The organism is Pandoraea pnomenusa, assembly GCF_000767615.3.
Taxonomy (GTDB): Bacteria; Pseudomonadota; Gammaproteobacteria; order Burkholderiales; family Burkholderiaceae; genus Pandoraea; species Pandoraea pnomenusa.
The window spans coordinates 3,187,770-3,203,911 of sequence record NZ_CP009553.3; the positions used below are offsets into that span (position 1 = coordinate 3,187,770).

Annotated in this window: 22 protein-coding genes; 8 read left to right on the top strand and 14 right to left on the bottom strand. The window is 60.8% G+C overall.

Going from position 1 to position 16,142, the window contains the following annotated elements; translation table 11 throughout:
* Positions 1 to 14 precede the first annotated feature (14 nt).
* The 5 genes from LV28_RS38225 to LV28_RS38245 all read right to left on the bottom strand — a co-directional run bounded on the left by LV28_RS38225 (position 15) and on the right by LV28_RS38245 (position 5,582).
* Positions 15 to 788 carry a DUF6651 domain-containing protein gene (locus tag LV28_RS38225; RefSeq protein WP_038620845.1) on the bottom strand — a complete coding sequence of 258 codons (774 nt, stop codon included), beginning with the start codon at positions 786 to 788 and terminating at the stop codon, positions 15 to 17.
* Positions 789 to 923: 135 nt separating this feature from the next.
* Complete coding sequence (locus LV28_RS38230) at positions 924 to 2,312, bottom strand: DUF4055 domain-containing protein (RefSeq protein ID WP_038620842.1); 1,389 nt, start codon at positions 2,310 to 2,312, stop codon at positions 924 to 926.
* 13 nt (positions 2,313 to 2,325) lie between these two features.
* On the bottom strand, positions 2,326 to 3,600 hold the full coding sequence (locus LV28_RS38235) for a terminase large subunit domain-containing protein (protein ID WP_038620840.1): 1,275 nt from the start codon (positions 3,598 to 3,600) through the stop codon (positions 2,326 to 2,328).
* Positions 3,593 to 4,132 (bottom strand): HGGxSTG domain-containing protein, encoded by a 540-nt coding sequence (locus tag LV28_RS38240; protein WP_038620837.1) that lies wholly within the window; start codon positions 4,130 to 4,132, stop codon positions 3,593 to 3,595. Before LV28_RS38240 ends, LV28_RS38235 begins: the two co-directional genes overlap by 8 nt.
* Positions 4,133 to 4,208: 76 nt before the next feature.
* Positions 4,209 to 5,582, bottom strand: coding sequence for a ParB/Srx family N-terminal domain-containing protein (locus LV28_RS38245; protein ID WP_038620835.1), 1,374 nt, complete (start codon positions 5,580 to 5,582; stop codon positions 4,209 to 4,211).
* Between the two features lie 139 nt (positions 5,583 to 5,721).
* Here LV28_RS38245 and LV28_RS38250 point away from each other — a divergent pair, with 139 nt between their 5' ends.
* From LV28_RS38250 to LV28_RS38265, 4 genes are all read left to right on the top strand, one after another.
* Positions 5,722 to 6,072, top strand: coding sequence for a hypothetical protein (locus tag LV28_RS38250; RefSeq protein WP_058371660.1), 351 nt, complete (start codon positions 5,722 to 5,724; stop codon positions 6,070 to 6,072).
* A gap of 236 nt (positions 6,073 to 6,308) precedes the next feature.
* Positions 6,309 to 6,500 carry a type II toxin-antitoxin system HicA family toxin gene (locus LV28_RS38255; RefSeq protein ID WP_038620832.1) on the top strand — a complete coding sequence of 64 codons (192 nt, stop codon included), beginning with the start codon at positions 6,309 to 6,311 and terminating at the stop codon, positions 6,498 to 6,500.
* Complete coding sequence (locus LV28_RS38260; protein WP_038620831.1) at positions 6,497 to 6,892, top strand: type II toxin-antitoxin system HicB family antitoxin; 396 nt, start codon at positions 6,497 to 6,499, stop codon at positions 6,890 to 6,892. Before LV28_RS38255 ends, LV28_RS38260 begins: the two co-directional genes overlap by 4 nt.
* Positions 6,893 to 6,914: 22 nt before the next feature.
* Positions 6,915 to 7,166: a hypothetical protein gene (locus LV28_RS38265; protein WP_038620829.1), complete on the top strand. Its 252-nt coding sequence runs from the start codon at positions 6,915 to 6,917 to the stop codon at positions 7,164 to 7,166.
* A 101-nt stretch (positions 7,167 to 7,267) separates the two neighbouring features.
* Here LV28_RS38265 and LV28_RS38270 read toward each other — a convergent pair whose 3' ends face one another.
* The 9 genes from LV28_RS38270 to LV28_RS38310 form a co-directional block, all read right to left on the bottom strand.
* On the bottom strand, positions 7,268 to 7,894 hold the full coding sequence (locus LV28_RS38270) for a hypothetical protein (RefSeq protein ID WP_048806609.1): 627 nt from the start codon (positions 7,892 to 7,894) through the stop codon (positions 7,268 to 7,270).
* Between the two features lie 32 nt (positions 7,895 to 7,926).
* Complete coding sequence (locus LV28_RS38275) at positions 7,927 to 8,397, bottom strand: RusA family crossover junction endodeoxyribonuclease (RefSeq protein WP_038622431.1); 471 nt, start codon at positions 8,395 to 8,397, stop codon at positions 7,927 to 7,929.
* Entirely contained in the window at positions 8,394 to 8,597 is a 204-nt protein-coding gene (locus LV28_RS38280) for a hypothetical protein (protein WP_058371661.1), read from the bottom strand. Before LV28_RS38280 ends, LV28_RS38275 begins: the two co-directional genes overlap by 4 nt.
* A gap of 2 nt (positions 8,598 to 8,599) precedes the next feature.
* Positions 8,600 to 9,376: a hypothetical protein gene (locus tag LV28_RS38285; RefSeq protein WP_048806608.1), complete on the bottom strand. Its 777-nt coding sequence runs from the start codon at positions 9,374 to 9,376 to the stop codon at positions 8,600 to 8,602.
* Entirely contained in the window at positions 9,327 to 10,238 is a 912-nt protein-coding gene (locus tag LV28_RS48395) for a YdaU family protein (protein WP_081326897.1), read from the bottom strand. Before LV28_RS48395 ends, LV28_RS38285 begins: the two co-directional genes overlap by 50 nt.
* A complete protein-coding gene (locus LV28_RS38295) occupies positions 10,235 to 10,714 on the bottom strand; it encodes a hypothetical protein (RefSeq protein ID WP_038620828.1) in 480 nt (159 codons plus the stop codon). Before LV28_RS38295 ends, LV28_RS48395 begins: the two co-directional genes overlap by 4 nt.
* 1 nt (position 10,715) lies before the next feature.
* The gene (locus LV28_RS38300) at positions 10,716 to 11,126 is read right to left on the bottom strand and encodes a hypothetical protein (RefSeq protein ID WP_145929451.1); all 411 of its coding nucleotides are present in this window, start codon (positions 11,124 to 11,126) and stop codon (positions 10,716 to 10,718) included.
* Positions 11,127 to 11,518: 392 nt separating this feature from the next.
* Positions 11,519 to 12,013, bottom strand: coding sequence for a hypothetical protein (locus tag LV28_RS38305; RefSeq protein ID WP_038620825.1), 495 nt, complete (start codon positions 12,011 to 12,013; stop codon positions 11,519 to 11,521).
* 136 nt (positions 12,014 to 12,149) lie between these two features.
* On the bottom strand, positions 12,150 to 12,347 hold the full coding sequence (locus LV28_RS38310; RefSeq protein ID WP_038620822.1) for a helix-turn-helix domain-containing protein: 198 nt from the start codon (positions 12,345 to 12,347) through the stop codon (positions 12,150 to 12,152).
* A gap of 91 nt (positions 12,348 to 12,438) precedes the next feature.
* Here LV28_RS38310 and LV28_RS38315 point away from each other — a divergent pair, with 91 nt between their 5' ends.
* The 4 genes from LV28_RS38315 to LV28_RS38330 are packed head-to-tail and all read left to right on the top strand — an operon-like array spanning position 12,439 to position 15,579.
* Positions 12,439 to 13,113, top strand: a complete 675-nt coding sequence (locus LV28_RS38315; RefSeq protein WP_038620819.1) for a LexA family protein — start codon at positions 12,439 to 12,441, stop codon at positions 13,111 to 13,113.
* A gap of 8 nt (positions 13,114 to 13,121) precedes the next feature.
* A complete protein-coding gene (locus tag LV28_RS49410; RefSeq protein WP_255315219.1) occupies positions 13,122 to 14,096 on the top strand; it encodes a LexA family protein in 975 nt (324 codons plus the stop codon).
* Between the two features lie 44 nt (positions 14,097 to 14,140).
* A complete protein-coding gene (locus tag LV28_RS38325; protein ID WP_038620817.1) occupies positions 14,141 to 14,872 on the top strand; it encodes a hypothetical protein in 732 nt (243 codons plus the stop codon).
* Positions 14,873 to 14,889: 17 nt separating this feature from the next.
* Positions 14,890 to 15,579 carry a hypothetical protein gene (locus tag LV28_RS38330; RefSeq protein ID WP_038620814.1) on the top strand — a complete coding sequence of 230 codons (690 nt, stop codon included), beginning with the start codon at positions 14,890 to 14,892 and terminating at the stop codon, positions 15,577 to 15,579.
* Positions 15,580 to 16,142 lie beyond the last annotated feature (563 nt).

Sequence of the window (16,142 nt, forward strand, 5' to 3'; positions counted from 1 at the left end):
TGGTTTCGGACAGATCAGTCCGTGATGGTCACGTTCGCGTCGCGCGCGGCGGCTGCCTGCTCTGCGGCCCCCATGCCCTCGAACTGCGAACGCGTGATCGTGCGTTTGCCACTGCCGCCACCGTTGCCGCCGCCACTCGCTCCGCCGCCGCTCGCCCCCGAACCCTTCAGGATGCTGTCGCGTTGCGGGTGGCCGTCGATCAGGATCGACAGCGCTTCCTCGAAGTCGGCCGGTTCGCCGTGGCGCGTGCGGCTGAACAACTGATTGCCGCTCGCATCCTTGGCGACGATCTTTCCGTCCTCGACCGTGAAATGCTTACCGAACGACGCCTGAACGAAGTCCGCCGGGATGGCAACCTTCTCGCCGATGAATTTCGAGCGCGCGAAAGCGCCGCCGATCTTCTCGTCGAAAAGTGCCGTCTTCAGCGAATCCCGTTCCTTCACGATCGGGTCATACTCGGCGCGAACCGATGCGATCGCTTGGTCTTTCACCTTCTGGACTTCGCCGGCATCCACCAGCTTCTTGTCGTTCAGGTTCTTGACCGTCTCCAAGGCTGCGATGGCTGCCGCAGGATCCGCGATTCCTTCGAACGCCTTCAGGGCGCCTTCGGCCTTCTCTGCTCGCTCGCGATGGCTTTTGGCCTCGCCATTGAGTCGGGAAATGTTGCCGAGCGTGGCATCAGCGTCGAACGGGGCTTCGCCGCCGCTCGCGTTGATGAAAACCGGCAGTTGCTGGCCGTTGACTTCCTGCGTGACGATCTTGCCGTCGGCATCGAATTTGAATGGCATGGTGACTTTCCTCGGGCATCCGCCCTTAATGCTGTGCGGCGTCCGCCGCATCGCGCCTTACGGCATCCGCCGATCGGGCAAAGAAAAAGGCCCCGGGCGGGATGCCAGGGGCCGTCGGTAAATCGTCCGTGCCGCTCAGTCCTGCAGCACAGGCGCGGCCGGACGTTTGAGATTCTTGGCGATGCGGTCCTTTTCGCCGTTCCAATCCAGTTCAGGACTGATCACCCCGCGTCGCTGCGCTTCTCGGAACAGAGTCTCGTCCGACAACGTCCCGTCGATGGTCATGTCCCGCAGCAGTTCGAGCGACGCCTGCGCGAGCGTGGCGGCGCCGAATTCCTTGTAAATCGTGACGTGGCCGCCCTGCGTCTCGCCGACCCACTCGGCCATCAGTTGCAGTGCCGCGTCGATCGCGTCCTCTTCGTCGTGAGCGATACGCTGCAGAGCGCACATGCCCTGCTCATTGTCAGCAAGGGTCTGAACCTCGGTGACGTTGCCGGGCTTTATCACTAGCAGCTCGGCACCTGCCTGGCGCATGCGGTCCTCGAGATCCAGCAGCGACAGCCGTCCAGCCTCAATGGCCTTTCCTGTGTGCTCGACGAACTTCATGTCGGCGTCAGGCCCGTCCGCCTTGATTGCGGTCGAAGCGCCGACTACGATCTGCGCGTCGCCCAAGTTCTTCGCGAACAGGATGGGCACACGCGCAACGTGCAGGATCGTCTGCTGATCGCTCTTCGACTGCCAGTGCTCAACGTTGGAGTGCGCCAGCTCCATGAGCGGCGGAACTGCCGTCATGAACCCCGTGCGCTTGCCATACACCGGAATAAAGGGAATACGCTTGAGTGTCGTGGTGCCAGATTGGTAAATCACCCAGATCTTTTTCCCTTCGGCATCGACCTGTTCGGTCTCGCGCCAAACTTCCCACTTCCCGATGTACAGAACGCGCACCTGCTCGATCGCCTTTTCGCCGAACGGGCCGTCGTCGATCGTCGCCTGCTCAAGCAGTCGCAATTGTGTGAGAGTTTCGACGCCCCTGACTCGCTTCGACCGCCAGCCGAGGATGTCGCCCTTTCGGATGTGCACGAAGTACGGTCGCAGCCCCGCCCGACGTTCGTCGGCTACCGTCTTCACGCCCTTGTCCTTCGTCGGGTAATCGACCAGGATTCCTGCCATTCCCTCGGCAAGCACAGCATCGGCGAGAGACGCCGCGTAGCTATGCAAGCTGCGGCCCTGAAGGTCGATATCTTCGGTCCAGTCACGCACGCGGGCCGGGATGTCGTCGCCCAATGTGATCGGGCGTGAGAACGGCTTTGCGGCCAGCACTTCGACCGTCCTGGCAAAAGCGGGAAACAGTGTTGCGGTGCGCAGGCGTGCGTCGAACGCGTCGTCCGACTCGTTCGGCCATTGCGGCAGGTAGGCCTTCCCCGCAGCTCGCATCGCTCGGGTCCCCCCCATCAGCGCCGCAATCAGAGCGAGATCCTCGGCCGCATCAGCCACAGCGGCGGTCGGGGTTCGGACGTTGGACATGCTCAGATTCTCGTTATGCGGCGAAGGACTGTACTGCGGCGTCACGCTTCACGATCGGCCAGCGAAACACGATGGGATAGCCTGCCGCGTCATTCGGGTGGTCATGGTCACCCGTTTTGTCAGGCTGACCGTTCTTGTCATACGTCTGTTGCTCAAGTGCGGCCGTCAGCACCGGACAGGCGTCAGTATTGACTCTCAGCCGACGCTCGCCCTTGTCGTTCAGGATCAGCGCATTCACAGCGTTCACTCGATCCTTCACGGCTGGGTTTGTCGATCGCACGTTAACTGTAAGTCCCGCCTGCCGCAGTATCGACAGGTCGCTCTCGCTTGCGCTCTTGCTGCTGGTGTTCTGACCGCTGGCATCTGGATAAACTCCGAGACGGCGGCCTTCGACCTGCTTCGGGTAGCGCTCACGCAGCAGACGGGCCATTTCCGGCGTATCCCGTACAGCAGTGAGCTCGTCAGCCGCGTGAGGCCAGCCATCGCGCAGCACATACACAATCGCCGCCATCTTATTGACGTTGAAATCCATGCCGACAAGCAGCGGTTCGCCGTCAATGACGGTCGTCGGTGCATGATTCAGTTCCCGGCTGAATTCGGGATAGACAGCGCCGCTGTTCAGGTTGACGAAGCGCCCTTCGAGGTATGCGTCGATCAACTGCGGCGGGTAACTCGCGCGCAGTGAGTCGATATAGTCATCCGGTAGGAACGGGTTCGTGCGCGTGGCCGCCTGCACCATCCGGTAGCCGGGCTTCGGATTCTTCGCCCACGTCTCGTAGACGAAGTTGAACCCTTCCGGCGTCGTGTAGACGCTGACCCGATTAAACGGGTCGAGCATCCCGCGAGGCTTCTGCCGATTGCGGGCGATGATCTTGCGCCACGCCAGCGTGGCTTGGTCCTTGCGCAGCGTGTCGATCTCGTCGACATGCGCGCGGTATGACTCGTAGCCAACGATGCGGGCCGGGTTATCCAACGTGCGCAGGACGAAGTCGCCGCAGCCACCGTTGGCCGTGTAGATGATGTTGTCGGTCTTGTGATACCGGTATCGAATGCCCAGATCGGTGAGCTTCTCCTCCATCCGGGGCGCCAAGATCAGGCGCACCAAATCGTATGTCGGCTCGTACAGGGCGATTAGGGCCCGGGACGATTCCAAAGCGTCACGCGTGGCACACATTGCCAATGCTTCGGTCTTTCCTGTGCCGAAGCCCCCGACGAACGCGGGGTATTTGTCCGCCAACTGGAAAAACTCAGCTTGCGGCTCGGTCATGGTCATGCGCAATTCACGCATTGGCCTGCTCCTTCACCACTTCGATGACGATCTTGCCCACCGGCTCGCCGTCATCCTTGCCCGCCTTGTCCTTCAATTCAATGCGCTTCAGGTCGGCGTCAAGCTTCATGCTTGCAATGAGCGCACGCCGTGCTTCGAGCGAGGCAATGCGAGCAGTGAGACGGTCAATGATCGTCACGTAATCGCGCGCCTTGGTGTGCACTTCGGCCGACGCTACCTGCGGGCCACCGCCCGTTCGCTTCACCGCCGACTCCAATTCCAACTTGCCGCCGCGCTCGTTTTCCTGTGCCAGCGCGCGGGCAAGCCGAATCTTCGTCAGGCGAATTTCGTCGTCGAGGCTACCCAGTTCGATCGCGTCGAACAGGGCCTGCTCTTCTTCGGTCAGGTGCTTGCTGTATAGCGAACCCGGCTTTACCGCGTTCTGGTTTGTCTTGGGCGTCTTTCCGCCGTGCATCCGGCACCGCCCGTTGGCCATAGCCCCGTTCTTACAGGTCGCGCCCGAGCGGGTTTTCGCCCCGCACAGTCGGACCATCGGGGCCTCCTATCGACGAGCCCCCGGCCCGTCTTGCATGGGGTGTATTTGCAGAACCGCAGGGTGCGGTCGTCGATCACTCGTCAGCTTCGGGAAATTCCACATTCGTCATATCGACCGTGCCGCACGCCGCGACGGCCTTCTTCCAGTCGCCCTTTACGAACACGAGGACGTTCTGGTGGACCTTGCCCAGCTTGCGGCTCGAGGCAAACTGTTTGCCTGCGCGGATTGGCGCGCTGCCCAGCGCCGTAAGCAGGATCGCTTCGTTGTAAAGCGTGAGCCCGGCGTCGAGGAAGGCTGCAATCGTGTCGGACACGAAATTGCGATACGCGCCACTGCGCGCCCGGACATCGCCCACAACGAAGCAGGCGAAACGGTCAGGCTTCAGCAGCGCCGCCGCGCCCGTGACGACGTCCCGGTACGCTGCAAGGAATTCGGGGTACTTCATCGTGGACAGGTCTTCCGGCCTGTCCGAGTAGCGTTCGAGGTCAGCGTATGGCGGGCACGAGAACAGGAAGTCGGCTTCGACGCCCTTGACCGCCTGGCCGATCTTCCGACTGTCGCCCACCGTCCACGCGGGCGCCGGATCGTCCGGCGCGATCAGGTGAAGCTGCTCGCGGTTGGCCGCGACCTGCTCGTCGCGCAGTTCCATGCCGACGTACTGACGCCCGAGGCGCGCCGCGACGATGCCGCGCACGCTGCCGCCGGCGAACGGATCCAGCACGATCCCACCTTCCGGGCAAAACCACCGGTAGGCCAGTTCGCACAGCACCGGGTCGAACACACTGGTTCGGTGCTGAGCCGTTGCGCCGCGAGCCGCCTTCTGTGCCTCGCTGGCATCGCCGTATGCTGGGGCGTCGCGGCCGACTTCGGACTGGATGCCCAGCGCAAGCCAAGCTTCCTTACGTTCCTGCCACGCCGCCGCGCGGGCATCGAGCGTGCTGAACGGCGGCACCATGAATAGTTCGGCGAGTGACCCATCCCCGCCGGGACCGGGTTCGCCGGGATCCGTGAATAGTTCGCGCAACTCAGCGTCGCTGAAGCCGATGACTGACAGGTCAAACCCGTCACCCTTCAAATCCGCCAGTTCGGCCGCGAGCAGCCCTTCGTCCCAGCCGGCATTCAGCGCAAGCTGGTTGTCGGCAAGGATGTAAGCACGTCGCTGCGTGGCGTCCAGGTGCGACAGGTCGACCGTCGGCACCTCGAACGGCTTGGGGCACATGGCGATGCTCTCGCCCGCTTCCCACATCCCGGTCGCCGCTTCAATGCGGCCATGCCCGGCGACAACCCCGCCGTCTGCGATCAGGACCGGATTGGTCCAGCCGAACTGTCGCAGCGATTCGCGGATCTGCTCGATCTGCGCCGCGCTATGAGTGCGCGCATTGTTCTCGTACGCGGCCAGTTCATCGGTCGATCGGTAGACGATCGAGAGTTGGCCGGGCTTCTTCATAAGCGGGAAAAATGTTAGAAGTCAAATGCTCAATGGTGAGCAGATAACTATTCGGACTTGAAATGATTCTCTGCAAGAAACCGTACTACTACCCCTTGGCAGCTACTCTGCCGCCAACGAACTCCGGGAAGACAGTCATTTGATCATCGCTATCGTGGATCCACAAAAGATGCTCGACCTCGCTCAAAAGACTGACTACAACTTCGAGTTAAAGGATGTCCGGAAGGCGGCATTGGCCTCGAAGTACCCGGCCAGTGGCTGGTTTGAGCTTCCCGAAATCAAGTTCCGCAACGGACGCGTCAGCTATGAGCAAGGGCGCCATCGAACTTTCGTATCTGCGCAATGCGATCTTCCTGCCATGCCGATGTTGGTGGACAAGAGCGCGGCGCAGGAACTACTTGCCATCGTGGGCGCACGAGTCAACGACGCTCATGCGCTCTACGATTTTTCCGGCGTCGCGGCGGATTACAACGTTGTCGGTCTACCCTGACGACTGGTTCAACCGAGGAAATGCACGCGCCCCTGCCGCCGATCCCCGCAGGAGGTACGGGTAGCGTCACATGGCGCGTTGCCGGGGTTGTTTCGGAAAGGATCGGGCACTGACCGGCTGGCCCGGGCAGCGACGCGGCGTTGTGGTCTGTGCCCCGACGGGCGAATCAACCGAGACGCGTCAACCTGCGCAAAATTCTCTTTACACAACGTTGTGTATTGTGTAAAGTTACACACATGACAAGCGCAGACATCATCAAACGACTGAAGGCCGCCGGGTTCACCGAAGTGTCGGTGCGAGGCAGCCACCACAAATTCCGGCACGAGAACGGTCGCGTGGTGATCGTCCCGCACCCGAAGAAGGACATGCCGATAGGCACCACCCGCTCGATCTTCAAGCAAGCGGGCATTGACTGGAGAAGCGAATGAAATATCCGATCTACGTGTGGCAAGAAGGCGATAGCGCCTTCGGCGCCACGTTCCCGGATCTTCCGGGCGTGCACACTGCAGCGGATACGCTCGACGACCTTGAGCGTATGGCACAGGAGGCGGTCGAGCTCATGTACGAAGACAGCGACGAGCAGATCCCGGCGCCGACATACGACATCAAGAAGCTGCACGCGAATGAAGTCGACGACGGCACTGGCTTCTGGATGTTCGTGGAAATCGACCTGTCAAAAATCAGCAGCAAGGCTGTTCGATTGAATATCAGCCTGCCGGAGCGCCTCGTGAGCCAGATTGATGCGGAAGCCGAGAAGCGCCATATGTCGCGCTCGGCATTTCTGGCACTCGCGGCACAGCGCGAGATGGAACACGCTTAATTCATCAACCCAGGGATACGCAATGGATAAAGCACTGATCGAAGCCACAATGACGACTGCGGGCAATACCCACGCAATTCTCGCAGCGATAATCGCTCTGCTGAGCACGACGGAACGAACGCCACAACTCGAGCAGGCCATGCATCACTGGATGGAAACGCTTCTGTCAGCGTCCCTCGGTGCTGGGTGGGCCGATACGCAAATCGAGGCATTCGAGAAAACGCGTGCGCTCATCGAAGGCTCGATCGGATCGGCGATAGCACCGAAACAATGAAAAAGCCCGCACTAGGCGGGCTTTGGGTGTACTCGCGGTGAGTATGGGCGAATCTTAGGTGCTTTGTCGCAAAACTGCAAGCCCTTTTTCCTTCGAAGTCCTTACGCTGCAACGGACTGCGCGAAGTCGCACGTGGGACGGTTTGCGGCGGGCACCACCCCGTGAAGGACGAAACCCGATTCAAGTCGCGCGACTGCCAGATTTTCGAGTTCGGTAAAGCGCCCCGCCATCCACTTCGCGGCACGGAAAGCCTTGTCCTTGGTCACCTTGTGCCGATCGGCCAGATCGCGAATCGACGCCCCTTCTCGCTGGGTGCGCGGCAGGTAATTCCACGCCGCCAGGTCTCGCAACAGGCCCACGGCAGTGATGCCGCTCGACTTCCGAGACCAGACGGCGAGCGTATTGATGCCTGCCACCTTCTCGTCACCGTGCGCGAAGCGCGCTAGCACCGCCGCGTATTCGGGCGACGGCAGCCGCGTGCGCGCCGCGTCCGTGATCATCGCGCACTGAGCGCGAAACTCCTCAAGCGTCAGCCTCTCGGGGTCGAACTCGCTCTGCGGCCCGCGAAGCTCGTTGAGCCATGTTTCCTGCGCCTTCGTGGGCCGGTCGATGGCTTCGAGGATCCGAATCAGCATGTTCCGGAAGGGCGCCTTTTGGCGCGGCGGTAGCGACAGAACGAGGTACGCCACGTGTAGCGCCTGTCGCGTGTCTTGAAATGCTTCGTTCATTGGCCTGTTCCCCCGTCAAAAGTGCCAATCCATCACGCCGCTTCAAGCGGCAACTGCTCGACCTGCACCCGCACACCGGGCGTCAGGCTGTAGCGCTTGCTGATGCGGTATTCCACCGCCTGGGCGTCGTCATTCCAGACGATGCCGTTCATTCCGTCCTTGACCGCCTTGAGCACGTTGTCAGCGTCGGGCTTCTTCGTGGCCGCGACCTTCCCTGCCACGGCTGCCGCCTGCTTCTTCTTCGACCAGCTCGCCGGGATCGTGAGTTCGATGTCGAGCCACAGTTCGACCGGCCCGTCGATCGGCGCGGCACCCGCCATTGCCTCGCCGGCGGCCAGCTTCACGAGCGTCTCGTAGTTCACGGTCTTCTCGGGCGTGTACGTGCGCACGAAGGCGCCCCGCCGCGCGAACTTGGGGCGCCCCTTCGCCACAGGCTGGCCGGGCACGGAGAAAACAACCCGGCGGAGCCGGGCGTCGTCGAACAACAGGCGGTTTTCGGTCATGCTTTCCTCGCTGCCCATCGGGCCTTCACTTCGTTCTCAATCTCGGCGGCAGCCGCCGCGCCCAGTTGCTCGCGCCACCTGGCCAGCGTCTCGCGTCGCATCTCTACCGATGGCTGCGCCATGAGGTGCCGGACGCGACAGCACGGCTTCGTGAAGTCGAGGCGTCCGGCATTGGCGAGGCACAGCGTGCACAGGTCCATCGTCAACCCCGCGGCGAGCGCTGAGCGCCCTTCTCTGCCCCTCGCGCGTACGCGAGGACGGAATCGGGGAGCAACTTCGCCACGGCGTCGGGGCGATCCGCAACCGGGAGCAACGCCTCGCGCGCACGCGAGAGCGAGCGTTCCGAGCGCCCCTTGCATCCCGCCAGAATCGTGGCGAGGTGCGCACGGCCGGTCGCCTTGTCCGTCACGGCTTTGCCGGGCGCAGGCAGCGCGGCCATCGCGGGCGGCACGGGCGGCACGTTGCCCTCGTCGCGAACCGCATCAAGCGCCGCCGCGAACCGCTTCATGAGCGCGTCGCGACCGAGGGTGCGCATCTCGTACCCGCCTACGCGCTGGGCCGCCCAGTAGACCGCGGGATCGGGCCAGGCGTCATTGCCGTCGGTGCTGCGACGATGCAACTGCACGACGGCGTAGTCGAGCAGTTCGCCAACGTGCTGGCGTGGGCGGCACAGCAGGCGAAATTCCGGGCTGGTCGGCACGTACGGGCGATCGCGCAAAGCGGCGATGCCGCGCTGCCACTCGGGCGGCGTCAGGTCCGCCAGGTCAAGCGCCCACTGCCGCTTCACGCCTTCGAGGTGTTGCCGCACAGTCTCAGGCTTCGACGGGTCACCGCCGCGCCACATGTCCGCGAGGCGGGCCCCGTAGCGCTGCCCAAGGATGGCGAACAAACGCTCGATGAGCCTTTGCGGTGCCGCGTCTTGCGGCCAGTCAGCCGACGACAGTCGCGTCGACGTCGATGGTGCCGGGGTCGTTCCCATACTCGTCTCCCAAGGGGTTACCGGCGAGGCCGGCGAGGATCGCTGCGTTTTCAGCGCTGCGCGGCGAGGCACGCGGTGCGCTCGTACTGGCCAGCACGCGGTCGACGTATGCCGGCAGGTAGGCAATCGGTTCGGTCGCCTCGGTGTATGCACGCTCGATGGCCTGACGCATCCGACCGAGCGTGATATCGGCATTCACCCATGCCGTCGCCAACGGGACGAACTTCCGCCGATCGTGCTGGCTGCTCACAGAGATCTCGATGCCGTACTCGGCGCCGAAGAACGTCGCCCATTCGGCCGGGTTGGCAGGCACGTACGCATCCGGAAGGCTGCGGATTTCATCGTCGCCGCTTACGGCGATTGAAGTACCACTACCGTTAACCTCTTGGTTCTTGGTTACTGGTTCTTGGTTGCCTTTCCAGTGGGTTTCGGATGGGCCGCCACTGGCATCCGAATCGGAACCGGATGGAAACCCACTGGGTTTCGATTGGGTTTCGTGTGGCTTCTTGTTGGACCCCGACTGGGTTTCCTTTGGCTTCTTGGGCGGACGACCACCCTTCGCCCCGTTCTCGCGGTTCTTTTCCGCATTTGCCTGATAGGCGGCGATCTCTGCCTGGCATCGCTCATGCACGTAACCGGCGTCGGTCTTCTTGAACTTGAACCGCAAGAGGTTCGCGACCATGCGCCGCTCGTCCTCGGTCGTCACGCCCACGTCGTAGCAGACTTTGTCCAAATCGAGCGAGAGCGGCTGCTCGGTGTCGTAGCAGACGTCGAGCAGGTCACGGTAGATCCAGCGCTCGACACGGCTCATGTTTACGGTGCCGGACCGGAAATCCCCGATGTGGTGAGGGTAATAGTTCATGGCGCCCCAGCCTCGCGGGCCTGTTCTAGTTCGACCTGAATGCGGACCGTCTGCACCAGGTCGCGCGCGTAATCAGCGCGCATATTCATCGTTTCTGCCTTCAGCGTCGCCAACGCGGCGCGCGCCGGGACCGTGTCGGTGTCGAACAGCGGCATGCCCACGTCGAGCTTGCGCGCCAAAAGGCGCAGCGGTTCCAGCGGCATGGCACGGCCGCAGCGGGATTCGTGGATTTCGTAGGCGTCGATAAAACCCGTCAGCGCGGGCACCATCTCGTACCAGCAACCGTCGTTCGTGTCCTGAAAAATTGGCGTTCCGTTCGGCGTGGCCGATACAGTGCCCTCGCCTTCCAGTTCATCGAGGATCTGCTCGAGGGGGCCGAACACGGCTGCCACCTTCCACGGCTCGGCGCGCAGGCGCACACCGCAGCCAGTGCGGCCCGGGCGATGCTGTTTGCGGGGGCGCTTGCTCACGGCCATGTCAGTCCCCCAGCGAGTGCTTGAGGAGCGTGCGCATCGCATCCTGGCGCTCGAGCATCGCCTCGTACTCTGCGCGCGGCATCGTGACCGTATCGACGTCTTCGGGTATTTCCGGCGCGCCTTCGAGCCGAGACAGATCCAGCCCGAGCAGCTCGAGCAGCTCGCAGAATTTTTTCAGCGACAGTCCGTGACCGCGGCTGTTGTGGAAGCGATTGAAGTTCGTGCGGTCGATGCCCAGGGCGTTTGCCACGGCGACCTGAGTCCGCTTCGCGATCAAGCCCACTACCACATTTTCGTTTCTCTCAGCAACCTTCACGTGTTGCTCCCAAGTGCAAAGCGTCGTCAATACGATGGATTCCAACGAGACGAACGAGGCGGCGCAGCGGCGCCGGGCTGAAATGGTGAGCACCACCGACCGTGCGAGAATCGAGTTTCCACACGTCAATCACTCTCATAGAAGGGGTGCTCATGGAAAACTTGGGGACGACCGTCATCGATCAGCCCGCGTCAGGGTCGCGATTCGTGCGGCCCTCACCTTTACCTGGGTTAGCTCGGCAACAAACGCATTCGCTCGAATCCGTGGTCGCCCTGTTGGAAGCCGAAGTAGCGAGAAGCCGAGCGTCCGAGAGGTCGCAACGGCGCATGGCCATCTTTGCGAACGTGATGGCGGCAATCGCTGCTGTGATGGCCATGATCGCTGCGATGCCGCTGATCGTGCAGTGGCTCAGATAGGTCATTTGCATTGCCCCCGATAATTTCTCAAGCTTGGAGACCCTCATGGATATTGGTTCGATCAGCTCGGCGCTAGGTGGTCTGAAAACCGCCTTCGATTTGACGAAAGCAGCGGTAGCCGCGCGCGATGACCACAAACTGGCCGAGGCGAAGCAGGCGCTGAATGAGCGAATCATTGACGTGCAGAACGCCGCGCTCCAGCTCCAGGAAAAGCACGCTGCGGCTCGAGATGAAATTGAGTCGCTGAAGGCGGACCTCCGAGACATGCGGGAAATGGTTCGTACGCTTGAATCCGCTCGCGACGACCGGGCGCAATACGAACTTGAAGAGGTCATCGCAGGACGATTCGCTTACCGGTTTCTCGGGCAGGGCGCCCATCACCTTGTCTGCCAGCCTTGTTTCGACGGACCAGACCGACGTAAATCTGTCCTTCAGCGCTACTGGGGAAACCACTGGGAATGCCTCGTTTGCAAAAGTCGATTCGGCCCCGACGACGTTGGTCTGTAACTTCGACATAACGAAGTGGACACCAAAGACGATGCGTGCAATCACCTTCGACGACATCATCGGCGCCCCCGGAACTGTTTCGGATCGTAGTAAGGACTGGGCGGCCGGCGATCAGCGCGATGCAGTCGCCATGCGCTGAAAATTGCGGCGACGGTGCCGAGCAGGCCGGTGCGGCGACGGATCGGGATGACCTTTCTCATGCCGGATTCGGCTCGCACGCCTTAGCGGCGGCGGTAAGCAAATCCGGCTTGGCGTGCTGAAGCGTCTGAAGGCGCGCCTTCGGAATTCCGGTTTTCTTCCATTCGGACACCGATGGGGGTTCGATATCGAAGAATTCGGCCGTTTTTGTTGTTCCGCCGAAGAGTTCGATGACAGCAACTGCGTAGGCATCCATCACTGGCTCCGATGACAATTTCTCGGAAGTTTAGGATTTCCTTACTTTTCAGTCAAGGAATTCCGAAGTCTCATTCTGTTAGGCTTACCTAATGTCTACACTCGCTGAACGTCTTACCGAATGTTTCGAGGATTCCGGGGCCAAGCCGGCGGAACTCGCACGCGCGTGCGGGATTAAGCAACCGTCTATCAACGACTGGATGTCCGGTCGCACGAAGAACATCAGCGGTGAAAACTTACTGCTGGCCGCTCAGTTTTTTAAGGTGAATCCTTGGTGGCTCGCTACAGGTAAGGGCCACAAAACCCTCGATGGTGGGACATCAGGCATCGGGAACGTTATGCCTGCGCCCATAGGGCAGCGCCGTATCCCGCTTATCAGTAGTGTCCAGGCCGGCAGGATGACTGAAGCGCTCGAGCCGTTTCCTCCGGGTGCAGCGTTCGAATACCTCCTGACCGACCTCGATCTGTCGGATCACGCATTCGCGCTGGAAATCGAGGGCCAGTCGATGGAACCCGATTTCAAGGAGGGCGACCGCATCATCGTCGACCCGGCACTGCAGCCGCAGCCCGGCGACTTCGTGGTCGCGAAAAACGGCCGAGAAGAAGCGACCTTCAAAAAGTACCGGCCCCGCGGTATCGGCCAGGGCGGCCGAGAAGTGTTCGAGCTTGTTCCGTTGAACGACGACTACCCGACTATCAACAGCGAACACGAGCCGGCTCGGATCATCGGCGTGATGGTCGAGCACCGCCGATATCGCCGGCGATAGGCGCTGACATGACCACGAACGCCAATACCTTCCCCGCGGCGACCCAGGCATGCGAGGGTCTCGCACAGCGCATTACGGCTATTCTGGGCGACGGTGGAATCACGCAGGAAGCGCTCGAGGCGGCAGCAGGCGTAGCACCGGGCACCGCGGCAAAATGGCTTTGCGGCGAGCTGCTCGATATTGGCCACGACCAGGCCGCACGCCTTCAAGAAGCATACGGCTTCAATATGTTTTGGCTTATCACCGGCAGGGGAAATCAACGCATTCCTTCGCTCATCGGGCCAGGGCAAAAGCCGGCCCCGAAGTACCTCAATTCATACCCCCCAGAGAGTTTCGCAGCCAGGCTGCGCTACGCGATGGGCCTGCGCGGTGTTCGGCAGAAGTCGGATATCGCAGAAGCCGGCGGCATCAGCACGGAAGCGGTTTCCCTATGGTTCAACGGCTCAGCGGACACGGTCGACGACGAGAAGGTGGTCGCGCTGGCGAAGTTTCTGCGAGTTGAGCCCGAGTGGCTGCGTGACGGGACTGGTCCCTTGGAGGGCCCGGTAAATGTTCGCCCCGCTGAAGTCGGGAAGCGCCGCGTTCCGTTGATCAGCAGCGTGCAGGCAGGACTGATGCATGAGACCGTGACGCCCTTCCCTGCCGGCGACGCGTTCGAATATCTGCTGACAGATCTGGACCTGTCCGATAGCGCTTTCGCGCTCGAGATCGAGGGGCGTTCGATGGAACCGGATTTTCGAGAAGGGGACAAAATTCTTGTGGATCCAGCCGTCCGACCGATCGCCGGGGACTTCGTTGTGGCGACGAATGGACGCGACGAAGCTACGTTCAAAATGTACCGGCCGAGGGGCACGAATGCAACCGGCATCGAGGTCTTCGAACTGGTGCCGCTGAACCCGGACTATCCGACGATCAGCAATGAAAGTGAGCCCTTGCGTGTGGTAGGGGTCATGATTGAGCACCGCCGGTATCGGCGCCGATGACCGTCGGATAAGAACACAAAGAATTTTGACTCGGGGAATTAGGCATGCAGGTATTGATTTGGATAGCAATAGTTGCACTAAACGTCCTTTGTGGCTTGTATGCCGCCAACAAAGGACGTCGTAGGTGGGTGTGGACAGTTACCGCTTTTTTGATTTCACCGTTCCTCACATGGATCGTCTTGCTGTTTCTGAGAGACGTCCGCAGCGGCGATGCCGTGGGGAAAATTGCGAAGCACAGCGCCCCGAATCGCGTTCTGCTGGCATACGCATCAGGGGCATTTCTCCTAGCCGTCATTGGCCTCGTTGGAATTGGTAAAAGCGATCCACCAGCAAGTAGTTCGCCTACGAAGCAGGCTGAATCGCCCCCCGCAGCGCAAGAGACGTCTGCCATCGCTTCCGCAGATTCGTCGGTCAAAGCTTCGGAACCGTCAAATCCATCAGCCTCCGATATCGCGAAGCAGATCAAGCCAGAAACACTCGTACGGTTTCCCAAGTCCGCTATCGCCTGCTTCACGAAGGACGATCTGCAGGAGGCAATGACCTACGCTACAAATGGGCAGAAAACGAAGATGGAAGCGATGATGTTTAGCCGTGAGAACCCGAGCGGTACGTGCATCGCACTATCTTCCGAGGACCGATACAAGGTCATTTCGTCGGAATACAACGTCCCAACGATGCCCGAACTAGGTATTCTCGAGATCGTCGGCGAGAAGACCACTTCCAAGAATGGTGCTTGGACATTCTCATGGGTCGCCGAGCCGGTTAAAAAGCCCTGACAGAAGAGTCCACATAGATGAGCGACCAAAGCAGCGGGAATTGCGGCTCAGCAACTACAGCCGACCACGACACCGCCTATCGGCGAAAGCTTTTTGACGCGTACTGGGTTGAACAGCAAACGCGCGAGCGGGCAAACCGGGAGAAGTATGACAATACGATTCTTGCATATTCCACGGGTGCACTCGCCCTGTCCATAACGTTTATCAAAGAGGTGGTTCCTCTTGCCAACGCGAGTTCCGTTTGGACGATCAAGACATCCTGGGTCCTGTTCGCGCTATCGTTGCTACTTATGTTGGCGTCCTTTCCGATCGCAGCAAAGGCGAATCGAGAAAGCGTTAGATTCGCTGAAGAGTATTTCATTGATCATATTGAGTCGTCGTATAACAAGGAGGGGATAGCAGCCAAAATTTTGAAGTACGTGAATGTCCTGGCAGGAATGGTTTTTTTTGCCGCTGCGGGCTTCACCATTGCATTTGTCTGGATCAACGTTCGCCCAAGAGAGGCCACAATGAGCGACCCAACGGAAAAACCAGCGACCGTCACCGTATCCTTAGTCATGGAGGGGGTTGGATCTGCCTCCATGCCGATCCTGCGCAAGGCGGCTCAGCCTACGCAGGCTGCAGCGAGCGGGGCTTCTGCAAAGCCACCCTCGGCGCCTTCCATTGCTGACACGCCCAAACCAGCCCCCACATCGACAAGTAAGTGAACTGCGCGTGCGACGCACGCCCGTCCCCTTTTTGAAGGAGCGCAAAATGGCAGACAATCGCAAAGCGAACGGAACAATTTCAGGGTATGCACAAGATGGCATGCCGTCAGCACTTATGAAGAAGATTTCATCGAATAACGCTACCGGCGCCCCCACCACGAAGTCACCGACCGTTCCGAGCCCGGCGACCGCCACGCCCCAAGGTACGTCGACGGATAGCTCGCAAGGGAAAACGTCGTAACCCCTGGCGTCATCGACACGATGATTCACAGGCCGCGCCTGCTCCTCTAACGACGGGCGCCGATAACACACACCGCTCTGCAGTCCTCATCATGACAAGCTCGTTTCCTCGCGAGCAACAGTCATACCCAGCTCGATAAGTATCGACGCTGTGCCGCAGTCCTCCACACCCTCCGTATAGCATCCCCTTCGCGCACGCTCGTGCCAGTACGCGCACATTGTCGCTGCCGACAAGCGCGCCGTTCCGCCCACACATTGTTTCCAGCTCAGAAGACTTAGGAGCCCCGAAATTATTTTAGGAATTCCTATTGACTGAAACATAA